The sequence below is a fragment of the Chryseobacterium barbadense genome (assembly GCF_042849955.1).
GTDB lineage: Bacteria > Bacteroidota > Bacteroidia > Flavobacteriales > Weeksellaceae > Chryseobacterium.
The window spans coordinates 23,590-37,876 of record NZ_BAAFHL010000027.1; the positions used below are offsets into that span (position 1 = coordinate 23,590).

General features: G+C 40.1%; 7 protein-coding genes. All 7 read right to left on the minus strand.

Annotated features, from left to right (window positions below):
- Positions 1 to 6,990, minus strand: a complete 6,990-nt coding sequence (locus ACGHIN_RS11185) for an SDR family NAD(P)-dependent oxidoreductase (protein ID WP_390453437.1) — start codon at positions 6,988 to 6,990, stop codon at positions 1 to 3.
- A gap of 670 nt (positions 6,991 to 7,660) precedes the next feature.
- On the minus strand, positions 7,661 to 7,933 hold the full coding sequence (locus ACGHIN_RS11190; protein ID WP_390453440.1) for a hypothetical protein: 273 nt from the start codon (positions 7,931 to 7,933) through the stop codon (positions 7,661 to 7,663).
- A 19-nt stretch (positions 7,934 to 7,952) separates the two neighbouring features.
- On the minus strand, positions 7,953 to 9,293 hold the full coding sequence (locus tag ACGHIN_RS11195; protein WP_390453443.1) for a S41 family peptidase: 1,341 nt from the start codon (positions 9,291 to 9,293) through the stop codon (positions 7,953 to 7,955).
- 28 nt (positions 9,294 to 9,321) lie between these two features.
- Positions 9,322 to 10,059, minus strand: a complete 738-nt coding sequence (locus ACGHIN_RS11200) for a hypothetical protein (RefSeq protein WP_390453446.1) — start codon at positions 10,057 to 10,059, stop codon at positions 9,322 to 9,324.
- A gap of 174 nt (positions 10,060 to 10,233) precedes the next feature.
- Positions 10,234 to 11,148 carry a T9SS type A sorting domain-containing protein gene (locus ACGHIN_RS11205; protein WP_390453449.1) on the minus strand — a complete coding sequence of 305 codons (915 nt, stop codon included), beginning with the start codon at positions 11,146 to 11,148 and terminating at the stop codon, positions 10,234 to 10,236.
- 66 nt (positions 11,149 to 11,214) lie between these two features.
- On the minus strand, positions 11,215 to 12,531 hold the full coding sequence (locus tag ACGHIN_RS11210; protein ID WP_390453452.1) for a hypothetical protein: 1,317 nt from the start codon (positions 12,529 to 12,531) through the stop codon (positions 11,215 to 11,217).
- Between the two features lie 292 nt (positions 12,532 to 12,823).
- Positions 12,824 to 14,287 (minus strand): TonB-dependent receptor domain-containing protein (locus tag ACGHIN_RS11215; protein WP_390453454.1); only part of this gene is annotated, 1,464 nt, incomplete at its 5' end.

Genomic DNA, 14,287 nt, shown 5'->3' on the forward strand with positions numbered 1-14,287 from the left:
TTACCAGTTAGTTCCGGACATGATTAGTACCTGACTTTCGGTTCCATATTTGATTTCGTTCAGGAAAATCTCTTTCCCCTGATCCAATGGAATTAATGAAATCCCTCTTCTTTCGTATTCTGTTTCCAAAGTTGGCGAAACCATTCCGGCTCCTTTCCACGGACCCCAGTTGATGGAAATGACTTTTCCTTTTAATTTTTTGTTCAAAGCATTCGCGTAATCATCCAATACGGAGTTAGCGGCTGCGTAATCGGTCTGTCCTTTATTTCCGTACACCGAAGCGATGCTTGAGAACAATACGACGAACTGACAGTCTGTACGAAGCTGTTCTGCCAGTACACGTAGAGGTTTCACTTTGGTATCAAACACACGTCCGAAAGAGCTTGTGGTTTTCTGTTTGAATAATTTATCTTCTAACAGACCCGCTCCATGAATTACACCGTCTAAGCGGTTGTATTTTTCATAGATGCTGTTGATTAATTCTGATAACCCGTTTTCGTCACAAAGATCTAATGACTGATACACAATGGTATTGCCCAATTGCTCCATATCACGGATCGTGCGCAGGATCTGGTTGTTTTTGTAAACTTTTATGGTTTCTTTTTCGATTTCAGAAGGTGAAGTGAATGTTCCGGATTTGATAAGATATGCTCTTATCTCTTCTTTCGTTTTCAATGCTTCCAGTTTGTTATTCTTGACAGCCTGATTTCTGGGATCTGCCGATCTTCCCACCAAAATATAGGTACAGGGATAAGCCTGTGACATGTGTTTTACCAACTCAGAGGTAATTCCCTGTGCGCCACCTAAAACTAAAACAACCGATTCCTGATCTAATGTGATATGAGCCTCTTCCAAACTGTTGGATAACGGTGATGGAATGATATCCACTTTGTGTCTCTGGTCATTTTTGTAAATGACTTCAGCAGGTTTATCGGTGGTTAAAATTTCTTTTAAAGCGATCTCCGCGATCTGCTCGATCTGTTGGGGAGAGGTCAGACTAATCAACCTGCAATTGGTCTGTTCAAACTCTCTGGCCAAGCTTTTAAAAAGCCCCGGATGTCCTTTGTAATGGCGTAAAAGTGTAGTATCTGTCAATTCCTGGACATGAGCCGGAATATCGGAAATCAGATAGATCCACTGAGCTTTATCTAAATCCATTTTTTTAATGAGATCAACGTGATCGATAATATCATGCTTTGCGGAAGATGAGAATAGATCGAGGATGATCAATCCGTCAAACTCAGAAAGGTCTTTGTCTGAATCAATCAATTCTGCAACAGCGCCATGCTTTTCAAGCTCATTTTTGATGTCTACAGTCTGGCTGTTATCGTTTTGAGTGATCGCGAAACGTTTTCCCTGTAGTATTTCAGTATTTTCAATTAAATAAACATCTGTGGGCGTCAGATCGAAACGAAGGCGTGATAAGGCATTTTGTTCCGGTTCGGGTGTATTGTTTCCACTTATTTCGTTGATCCAGGAAGCCAATCCGTTCAGTGTTTTAATGGCGGCCAGTTTTTCCATGAGGTCATCAGCTTGTTCTACATCGCCGCCAAAACCGATTTTTGTTTTAAGCTCACCGATGATTTCCATACGCTTGATGGAATCAATGCTTAAATCGGCTTCCAAATCTAAGTCTAAACCTAACATTTCTTTAGGATAGCCTGTTTTATCGCTTACAATATTCAGAATAGCTGTCTGAAGCTCTTCAAGAGAGAAGGTAGATTGATTTTGTATGTTTGATGGTACTGTTTCTACAGTGACCTTTTTTTCTGTTGTGTTGGAAGTTCCTGAATATTCCGTTAACCAGGAAACTAAACCGTTCAATGTTTTAATTCCGGCCAATTGTTCCATAATGGTATCTTCATTGGCAGTATTGGAAGAAAAAGAACCTAATTCCGCTTTCAGGGTTCCGATGATTTCCACTCTTTTAATGGAATCGATGCTTAAATCCGCTTCTAAATCCATTTCCATCCCTAACATTTCGTGCGGATAGCCTGTTTTATCGCTTACTACCTGTAACAGCAGGGTTTTAATATCTTTTACAGGAGCCTGCTTTTCTGGAATGAAAACCGTTTTTTCAGCGCCGTCATTCAGTGGACTGGAAACAATGGTTGCCTGAGTATTTGAATGGGCTGTAACTGGTGAAGCATACACAACAGGAGCCTGATTTACCTGCGGATTTTGTCCCAGGAAAGAAAGCATCACATCGCGTTGTGCCTGGATCATGAGTTTCATGCTATTCAAATATTCCTGTAACATGCGTTCTGTGTTAGATTGACTTTCAGTTACAGGGTTCTGGTTATTAGTAAAGTTGTTCATTTGAATTGGATTGATGATGGGTAATGCACCATTGGCAGGAAGTGCGCCTGTAGCCGGATGAGCAGCCTGCCCGTTCACACGCCAGATCGCAGGGCTTTTTTCGTATAATTCCGGCTGATCGATTTGAATGAATTGGACATTACGTCCTTCGAAAAGCTTGGCGATATTAAAGTCCCGACCTGTTCCCAAATATTGTGCAAGCATAGAAAGCAGGTGGCTAAGCTTATTACGGTTGTTGTCTTCGACAAACAGGGTTACATGATCCTGATCTAAACAGGATTTCGTTAATCCCGTTAATACTTTTCCAGGCCCTACTTCAATGAATATTCTTGCTCCGTCTTCGTACATCGCCTGTAATTCTTCAACGAATCTTACAGGCTGTACCAAATGATCGGCCAGTCTTTCTTTTATTTCTGAAGTTGTCGCAGGATATATTGCCGTCGTGGTATTAGACCAAACCGGGATTTGCATTTCACTGAATGAAACATCCTGTAAAACAGCTTTGTATAAATCTTTGGATTTTGCTAACAACGGACTGTGAAATGCACAGGCTACTTCCAGTTTCTTTGCTGAGATCTTTTCTTCTCTCAACACTTCCATCAATCTGCTGATGGATTCTGTACTTCCTGCCACTACACACTGAGTAGGAGCATTAAAATTAACCGGATAACAGTTTTCTACCTGGGCTAAAATCGGCTGCAGGGTTTCTTTCGTGGCACTTACCGCAATCATAGAGCCCGGATCACCACCTTCCACAGAATCCAAAATGGATTGAGCTCTTTGAATGCTTAAATCAACAAGCTTTTCTTCTTCAAATACTCCTGCAAAGCATAAAGCAGGCAATTCTCCATAGCTGTGGCCTGCCAGCATATCCGGAATGATTCCGAGGGATTGAAGGAATTTAGCTAGTGCCAAATCTACAATTCCCAATAATGGCTGTGCTAAACGGGTGTCTTTAATCGTTTCTTTTTGTTGCTTTAATGCAGCCTCATCAAAAGTAGCTGAAGGGAAAACCACTTTCTCTAATTCAGGATATGAATCGATGAGCTTTCGCATTTCCGGGAAAGCAACGAATAAATCACGGGCCATATTAATGCGCTGACTGCCTTGTCCCGGGAATAGGAAGGCTATTTTTCCTTCTTTTTTATTGACTGTGTAGGTATCTTTATTTTCAATTCCGGCGAGCACTAGTTCGATATTCATGATCAGATGTTCCGATGTATCTGCAACGATGCTCAGCTGAATCGGCTTTTCCGAACCTACGGCAAGACTATAAGCGATATTTTTTAAAGAAATTCCATCATTGATTTCCAGCAAAGATTTCACCTGAATCAATTGATTTTTTGCTTCTTCATACGTTTTGCCTCTAAATACAAACAGCTCTGAAGGCCAGGATGACAATGCAATAAAGTCATCCTGTTTAGGATGATTGGCAATGACGGTATGGAAATTAGTCCCCCCGAATCCGAATGCACTGATCCCTGCATAACGCTTTTTTTCACTCCACAATCCGCTTTCCGCATGAAAGGCAAAGGGACTGGTTTGAGGATTATAATAAGCATTAGGCTGCTGAAGGTGAAGTGTTGGAGGCTTCACTCCATGATATACGGCTAAAGAAGCTTTGATAAGGCCTGCTAATCCGGCAGCACATTTGGTATGCCCGATCTGTGTTTTTACAGAACCTAAGTGGGTTTGTCCGGGTATAGCTCCTGAATAGCTGAATAAATTGGTCAATGCACTCAATTCCGTTCTGTCTCCAACGACAGTTCCGGTACCATGAGCTTCAATTAAACCTACTGATGCAGGGCTGATTCCCGCTTGAGTGTAGGCTCTTTCCAGGGCTCTTACCTGACCTATTTTTCTTGGTGCAGTCAATCCGAGTGCTTTTCCGTCACTGGACCCTCCTACTCCTTTGATGACTGAATAAATACGGTCTCCATCACGTACAGCATCCTCGTATCGTTTTAATACAAGAATAGCAACCCCCTCTCCTAAAGCAATCCCGTCTGCTTCACTATCGAATGTGGCACATCTTCCTTTTCTGGAAAGCGCATGGGTGCTGGAAAACATCAGATAATCATTGATGCCGTTATGGAGGTCTGCTCCACCAGCAAGAACCATATCTGATTTTCCTAAAACCAGTTCCTGGCAAGCCAGATCTATCGCTGCCAATGAAGAAGCACAAGCCGCATCTACGGTAAAGTTTCTTCCGCCAAGGTCTAGTCTATTGGTAATTCTTCCGGCAATGACATTGGCTAAAATTCCCGGGAATGAATCTTCCGTAGTGTGTGGAAAGGCTTCTTTCACTTCTTCATGAAGTTCCCCAAATACTTGCTTATAATATCCTCTGAAGCTGTAGCTATTGGCAAGATCGTTTCCGCCTTCTGCCCCGATAATGACAGAAATATTTTCTCTGTTGATTTGTTTTTCTCCATATCCTGCATCCTCCATCGCCCGTTTAGCAACCAATAACGTTAATAATTGGGTAGGCTCAATAGCGGCAAGGGATTGCGGGGGAATACCAAATGCTAACGGATCAAAATCAATTTTAGGGATAAAACCGCCCCATTTGGAATGGGAAACGTCTGCTTCGTTAGAATCCGGGTGGTAATAAAGATCTTTATTCCATCTTTCATCAGGGACTTCTGTGACACTGTCTTTTCCAAGGATAATATTGCGCCAGTATTCCTCCAGGTTTCTGGCATCCGGGAAGATGCATTCCATCCCGATAATGGCTATATCAAGGGGTTTTTCTGGTGATGCAGGTTCTTCCGGCAATAGGGCCTGTTTGATATATTCGTTATTATCAATACTTACATTTTGGTGAAGCTCTGCAAGGGAGATCACCTGGTCATGCATCGTTGCCACCTGTCCGATCATATACATCCCTAACTCTAGCTGTTCATCAACAGGAATATTGACTAATTGATCCCCCTGACGCTCTACTCCTTTAGCTGCAATTCTAAGGCGCCCAACGTTTAGTTTTTCAAGTTGTTCCCAGATTAGTTTTTTATCTGTTCCGGCTTTCAAAAGCCGGGCTTTTTCGGTGTTAAAATGTTGGGCAAATGCTGTATTCAGACAACGTGTTTCGTGTCCGGGTGCTGTTTCCAGCAAAACAGTATCTTTTGCCTGCATGGCCTGTATCTGGAATTCTTCCTGAATAGCTCCACAGGATACTGCTTCATGTGTATAAAGATAGGCAGTCCCCATTAATACTCCCACTTTTACGCCTCTTGCAGCCAGCGGTGCAGCCATAACAGAGACAAATGCCGTTGAAAATGCATTGTGAATCCCGCCTGCAAAAAATATACTGATATTTTCGGGATGATCTTCTTTTAAGATACGTTCGATCTGCTTTTCCCAAAGGACCATACTTGAAAGCGGGCCAACATGACCTCCGCATTCACGGCCTTCAAATATAAAATTAGTAGCCCCTTCTTTCAGGAAAATGTCCAGCAATGCGGGAGATGGAACGTGTAAAAATGTTTTTATTCCTGCTTTTTCGAAAACTTTGGCTTGTGCAGGTCTTCCCCCGGCGATCAACACTACAGGAGGCTTGGCTTCCAGGATATAGGATGTTTGTTCATCTCTCAGCTCCTGAGGTGCAAATCCCAGAACACCTATTCCCCATGTTTTTTCACCTGCCAGCTTTTTAGTTTCCGTTACCAATGATTTTGCCTGGTCACCTTTCAACAAAGATAAAGCTACAAACGGTAAAGCTCCTGCTTCTGCTACCGCATTGGCAAATGAAGGAACATCACTTACACGGGTCATTGGACCCTGTGCAATAGGATAGCGTAAACCAAGATCTTTAGCTAATGTATTTTCCTGATCAATTACCTGAAGGGCTTTTGCCTGTTTCAGATGGCCAAACATCGCTTCTTTCAACCCGAAAACCAGTCTTTTCAGGGTTTTAAAATCTTCATATAAATTTGTGGCCAGGGAAACGTCCTGCCCCATCGGGATATAATTCTTGCTGATGTCGAAGTCTGTAAAATAGGCTGCAAGTTCTTTAGCCCTTATATTTTCCGGTAATGAAGGTGAATTCGGTCTTACCAATACGCGATGATCGGCAATTATTTTAGTTTCTGTTCCATTGAGCTTTGAGCAAAGGTCTTTGATCTCTTTCGGAACTGAACTTTCAGGGAAAAGGGCGAGCTGGCTATCCAATACCACACCGGTTGCTCCCAGTGCTTTCGCCGCCGCCGCAGTATGAATTCCAACCCCTCCTTGTATCCAGATAGGGATGCTTTGAATTTCTTTGATAATGCGCTGAAACAATACAAACGTGGATTCATAACCGACCCATCCGCCGGCTTCGTTTCCTTTTATAATGATCCCTTTTGCGCCTGATTGTTCAGCTTTTTTGGCTTCTTCTAAACTCCTTACCTGATATATAACCGGAAGATCGATAGAGAGATCAATACCAAACGGAAGAATGATAAGGCTTACTTTTTTTGGAATAGAAAGGGAGGCTAATTGATTATTGGGAAATGAAATACCATAAGAAGGTATATCAATGTGTTCAAGCTGATTGAGTGCTTCCTGAGCAGATGCAGACTCGTATCCTAAACTAAGAACGGGAAATGCTCCCGCCTGATGCAGTTTAAGCATAAGAGAGACGTCCGGCTTTTCAAAAGGCGTCAACCCGATAATGGTTAAGTTTTTCATGGCATTAGATATTGAATGATAACAGAAATCCCAAAACAACGCTTATTAAGCGACTGTTCATTAAAGCGGAATAAAAGTAATTATTTTTGTTATGTATTTAATGATAAATAGTATTTGGTAACGATTTTTTAATAGTCATTTCATTAAATGACCAAATACTTTTAACGGAAGAACCATTAGTTTGAGAACCTAGAGAAGGTTCTGCAAAAGGGGTTAGGTTAGAGGGCATTACATTTTTCATTGTGTTGACAGTATTGAATTATATGAGGGAAATTTTATAACCAAACGCTTATATATTAGGATATAATGCAATTTTGGCTATGCTTAAAGCTGAGTAATTGTATTTTGCTATATTTTTAATAATAAAGATAATTTGATATTAATTACTAAACAACTATTAATGTCAATAGTTATATTTTTATTCTTAGAAATAATTTATTACAATTTGTGTATTTATAATTATAAATAGTTATAATTATATAATTTTAAGCAAATATAGAAATAAAAATAAAATATTTCAACCATAAGAGATTTGTTTTTTTTCATATTACAAAAAGATAATATATCTGGTTCAATATAAAGCAAGCAATACTGAAATATGAGCATAAAAAAAAGACTCAACCTTAGGTTTAAGTCTTTACTGTTAAGAAATTTATATTATTGATAAATATTACTGTTGCTTCACTTTTTTTCTCAATTCCCGTAATCCGGCAGTCACCAGTTTGCGTAAATCAAGATGATGCTGCCTGTAATTTCTAATACTGTTTTCCAGTTTCTTTTTATTCATCAGATAATCATCGTAGAGCTCATCCAGCTCTGAGGTTTGAGAGATGAAATCAGAAGACCGGTTATCGCATTCATTATCTATTTCATTTAATAAATCCCGATAATACTTCATACGATCTATAAGGCTGCTGTGAAATTTAGGCTCTATTCCCTGCATGGCATTATTATTTAAAATATTACTTTCCCATTTCTAAAGGTAAATCGCTTTGAAATAAAACTACGGTATTTTTATCTGGCGATTCCGTAGTTACAGCTTTATAATAGATCTTATTCAAGACAGAGGCAATAAGGGTTTCATCCGGATCTCCCAGGGGCAGCAATGGCAATGCGGCGTATTCATCCACTACCGTTTGTGGAGTGATTCCGTAGTTATAGTTCCCCTGGCCGTTGGCATTAAATACTTTATAAATAACCGGGTGGATCTGCCATGAAATTTTTCTGGGCTTTCTTTTATCATCAATGACAAATCCGGCCATATCTTTTCCCAAGGTAGTTTCACCTACCTGAATAACCTGCATATAAGGTTTAAGATTATTGATCACGATTTCCGATGCTGATGCCGTACTGTTTGAGGTAATAATATACACTTTATTTAATCCGAGAGCATTGGCATGAAGCGTATTGAAATCGAGAGCGTTGGAGTCATACGCCATCTGTTGGGAAAATGTTCTCTTCACTTCGCCGCCATTTTTATTTCCTTTGTAGAGAATAAATGGGGAGTTAGCCGATATTCCTGAAGGAATCAATGAACAAAGCGCTGCCGCTGAAGAAACGGAACCTCCGTAATTATAACGGAGATCGAGGATCAGCTCCTGAACGCCTGCCGCTTTCAGTTCGGAAAATTTCTGATTGAGAGCTGGTGTCATTCCATCCCGGAAATCATACATATAAAGATACCCTGTTTTTTTACCGTTTTTCTCAAAAATTTTGGACATCATGGGCTGTTCGAATGAGAAACCGTAATACACCGTAATATTTTTTTCATTCATCACAGAACCATTCACCCAATTCCCGACAGTCAGCTCAAGAACAGTATGATCCGGAATGGAAGAAGTTAACTGTTCAACATTGGATGCTGTAATCGCCTGGCCATTAATCTTTTTAATGATCATCCCCCTTTCCAGGCCTGCATTTAGAGCAGGTGAGCTCTTAAGCACAAGTTTTATTACTGTAACCACTTCTGCATTTGGCAATTGAAGAACTGTAAAATCGAAACCATACATATTCCGCACGGTGCGGGGATAGGTTGAGGAATCTTCCGTATTGACAATCAATGAAAAGCGATCCTGGGGAGATAATAAACTTTTAAAAAAATCTTTTACCGGCAGATGGTAATCGGGCTTAGCCGGCATCTGATCCGCCCAATAATAATATCGTCTCATGCTGTCCTGAACCCAAGCATTCACATATTCCGTACTTCCTTCCGGAAAGCCCGGAATATCCTGATCCCTGTTGCTGCAGGAGAGGGTTAAGATTGTGATCAGCATCACTATCTGTAGCTTACAAAAATTCTTCATCAATCTTATCTGTTATGATTCCGTACTTTTAGAGATAATCAACAATATCTATTTCGCCTTTAACGACGGGTACTCCATTTTCCATTTTTTCCTGAAGCACAATCATATTGGCTCCAATGTCCTGTTTTATCTTAACTTTGATGAGATTGGTACCGGTATAAGGCTCCATGGTTCCGGGCTTGTATAATTCCAAATATACTGGTGCCGTAGCGCTGAAATAATTATATATTTTTACGGTCGTGAAGTTGTTTTTCCCGATATTGTCAAACTCAGCTAAGACCACTCCATTTTCTCTTTTTAAAACTCCTTTAACTTCCTGAAGTGAGGAACCTGAATATTCACCCAGATTAGGGAAAATAAATTCAAAGCCTACTTTCCCCAGATTCACCTGTGGCTTTACGGCATACGTTTGCAGGAAAATCCCAGGCAGGTTAAAGAAATAGAGGTCTTTATATTGACTGATATTATCATATGCGATTTTGTATTGGGCTATCTGGGTTCCGGTTTCATGATTATAGATTGCCAGTTCATCCGTTTCCCCCTCGCCTAGTACAAAATTGAGCTGAGTCTCTATTTTATTGGTATAAGAAGTACTTCCGTTAATCGATACAGGTGATCCGTTCAGCCTCAGCTGAAGCACATCCGGTTTGGAATATCCTTTAATATTGATCGAAGCGGGTTTTTGTACTTTATCATACGGCTGCATTACGGTATCCGTACAGGAAAACAGGGTGGCCAACAGAATAAATGCTATAAGCTTTTTCATGTATGCTATTTAAATTATAAATTAAAACTTAGAAATGTTACCCCGCCCTCTCACTATATACGGGGCAATTGCACATTATAAAACTATACCGGTTAGGCTTTCTATTGCTTATTATTAAAGATCTTTCATCTTTATTTTGCACAAAATTTTCATCCAATCTTAGTAGCTTAGTCATTATTTTTTAATAAATTTCAATCTTTCAGTGATGCTTCCATCAGATACTTCAACGATATAAATTCCGGATGATAATGCCTCTACATTCATATTTCTTGAATATGGTACGGTATGAACCTTTTGTCCGGCAAGGTTATAAACAACAATATGGGTCTTGTTTTCTTTCAATCCCGGATTCAGTTTCAGACTCAATAATGTTGTTACAGGGTTTTCTGCTATTTGAGTAAGGTTTTTGGATGCTTTTACATCATTTGTATGGAGAACTGAGGCAAAAATAGCCATCTCATCAATGTTGATATTCTGAGAATTAGATGCCGCACCGGATGTTATCCTGTTGGACCATAAACCTATATAAATTTTTTTTCCGGCAAAAGCGGAAATATCTACCAAGGATTCTGCAAACTGGGTAAGATCCGAAGGTAAGTTGGCCGTTGTAGCACTGAGTTTATACGCTCCGCCTGCATTTTGAGCCGCCGTTGCCAATTGTTGAAAATCAGAGATTTCGGGAACTTCTTTCTGGGGTGTGCTTACAAAAATATAAACATCCCTGCTTACACTGGTATGTGTGGATCTCTGTCTGCCGATATATCCGGCCAATGTAATTGTTCCCGCAGCTCCTGTAAGGTCTATTTTAGGAGAAATAGCCCAATCATTTTCTGTGGCAAATCCTGTGGCATTTCCCGAAGGAACCAGGTTGATGGAATAACGAAGGGTTCCTGATGTACCATAGACCAGACTCGTTCCGTTATAATAAATGTTTGGGCCTTGCACCCATCCGTTCCCGTTGCTGTTCAGGTCATGAAAGGTCCAGCCCTGCATATCAGCGGAAGAGTCAAAAGAATTGCTCCATACCAGGCTTTGTGCGGATACTAAACCTGATACCAGCATAATAGATGATAAAAGTATTTTTTTCATAATATCAATGATTGTCATTTAAAAAAAGCAGGGAATGACAATTGCCGTCATCCCTGCAATTAATTTTTACTCTACGATTGAGAAGTCATATTTTGTCCATAAACCTTGGAAATCACCACAGTTTCTAGGAGATATATTCCAACCTCCGTTGTTAAAGAATGGCTGAGTCATTCCCCAAGCAGCTGCAGGTGTCCCTGTTAACAAGTTAGCTGCAGGAATTCCAGATGTTCCAGCCCCTGTAACAGCAGTTGTAAATCCGTGTACTTTAATTGAGCTGTAATTGGATGCTGAAGATAATTCAGAACCTGAACCTTCCACTTTAATTCCTACAGGATATCCTGTAACTACAGCATCATTTAATGTTAATCTACCGTTTCTTCTGATATGGATCCCGTTTTCGTACGCCGCCCCTACACTAGGAGCCGAAGAAAGCACATTCGTACTAGGCCCTACGATTGTAAGATTGTTAATCACCGGGTGAGTCAGCAATGCAGTAGAAGTTCCTCCTGCGTTGTTATCCAACTCGATACCATTAGTATCAGAAACTCCACCACTTACAGTATGTGAAGAATTAGAATCCGCTAAAGAAAGCGCACAAGTAATGGTACCTGTATATCCGTTATCAAAATCGAAATTATCGTCTTCCGCAGCAAAAGAAACAAGGTTTGAAGCGTTTACAGTTCCTCCGAAGAATTCAAAAGAATCATCCTGCCCGTAAGAAACCTGGATGTGATCAATAGTAGTACCACTTCCAACTCCTGCTAACGTTAAAGCATTCACTTCATTTCCCGAATTTGGACCTTCGAAATCATAACCTGCAAATTCGATACGAACATATTTCATGATTCCTGCGCTATGCCCGGAATTTGTTCCTCCGAAATAGAATTCAGGATTATTGGTAGGAAGACCCTCTACCGTTGTAGTTGTTGGAACGTTGGTAGGAGCATCTCCCAATAAGACAACTCCTCCGAAATCCCCCGGATTGGGAGGTGTATTTTCATCACCATCCAATAATTTATAGCTTGTAAAGATAATAGGCTGAGATTCTGTACCTGTAGCGTTGATTGAACCTGTTTTGGTAATGATCAGGACACCTCTTCCTTCTCCGGCAGCGTTTGGCTTAGCCTTAATGAATGTTCCCGGCTGAATAGTAAGTGTTGCCCCATTTTTCACAGCGATGTTTCCATCAAGTTCTATCACCCCGCTCCAGGTCGTATTTGTTGTAATATCTGTACTAACGGTAGTTACAGGAAGTGCAGAAGCGGTAATATATTCAGCAGAAGTCGGCTTCATATCGAATGGAGATGAAGAATCTGTTAAAGAATCATGTTGACAAGCAGTAAGCGATAATGCTGCTACAGCGATTAGAGTTAGTTTTTTCATTGTTACAATTTTTAGAATGATCCGGCTGTTTTTATTTTAGCCATTTTAATATTTAGAAATATCCTCCTCTATATTTCTGCGATTTGGTTGTTTTTTATCCTCAACAATGCAGGAGGAGCTGCACTGCAAAGTTTCCCGATGATATTGCCAATTGTCCGGGAAAAACAATTGACTTCCGGTTTTTTTTGAATCTGTACCGTGTTGCGCATCATCAGTACTTTTTACGATCCATGTTCAGGGTCCCGAAACCTGTGCATTACTTTGAGCTCTTTTCTTCTGTTTTTTATAATTCTTAAAAAGTATAATTCACACTTAGCCCGAATATTCTTCCACTATAAGCACGGAATAAGATTTTATCAATATTCTTGTCGTACTTATCGGTTGCACCCGGCAAAAGCTCCCACATTTCTCTCTCCGTTTCTAAAGCACCGCCTTTTGAGACAGAATAGGAGTTGTAATTGTTATAATATTCTTTTACCCTGTTGAAAAGGTTTCTGATGTTAAGCTTCACCTCCATATTTCTATTTCTCAGGAATTTATAAGCAACCTGAGCATCGGCAACAGCGTATGGCCTTTGTATTTCTTCCCCGTTATAGGCATATCCTACAGTGATATACTGGTCTCCTTTTGCATTATATAAAAAGCTGAATCCCAATCTTTCTCCATCATACATTAATCCCAGATTATATGCATACGGAGTTTGTCCGTACAGAGGTCTTTCTACTTCGTAGGTAGCATCCTGATCCGTTGTTTTTGCTTTGTCTTTAAAGGCGATCACTTTCGTAGTGTTATAGGTAAAGTTTCCGTTGATGAAAAGTTTTTCCAGAAAAGAATCCGCTGAAATAAAGCCCAGATTTTTCCTGATCTCTACTTCAAATCCTTTCAATTTTGCATTTTTAGAATTTCCGTTATAAAGATGCAGGTTTCCTTCATTGGAAATATATCCTTCTCTTTCAATCGGCCGGTCGATATTTTTATAATACAGCCCTGCTGAAAATATTTCTCCCAGTCCCGGAAACCATTCAAACTTGAAATCATAATTATCCACTATAGATGATACCATTTCCGTATTATGAATCAGCCCGTTTGCAATGGGATCAAAATACGGCAAACCTGTTCTTTCATTAAACTGAGGCCTAATCGCCATTCTGTTATAAGCCAGCCTTAAATTAATTTTTTGAGTCGGACTGTACGTAAAGTTGACTGAAGGCATCCATTGCCATGGTTTATCTTCAATGGCCACTTTATATACGTTCTGCGGATCATCAGGATCCAGCTGTTGGGAAATCAAATTATATCTGAAATACTCGGCTCTTAATCCCCATACTAGCCTCAATTTGTTTTTCCAGCGAGTATCAAACATAACATATCCGGCGTGTTGGTCTACTTTCCCTTCGTATTTTTCATTACTATAAAGCGATCTCGTTTGCCATCCGATTCCACCCGGCACATAATGAGAGCCATCAAACCAGTCAGAGAGCGCTCCATACATTTCCAGACCGTTATTTCCGGTCACTGCTTCATCTACCCTCAATAAAAATTTCTGTTGCTGATTGGTATTGCTTTTTGAAGCTCCCGCATAACCGATCTTTACATCATTTTTAAAATTTCCTGTATCTATATTCCATTTGAAAGAGGCTCCGTAGTTGTAATCTGTTTCTTTATTCTCTATATAACCTCTTGCAAAATCGCTTGAAGAATTATTGATTAAATGATAGGTCATGATCTCATTTCCTATAAAATGATAATTCGTTGG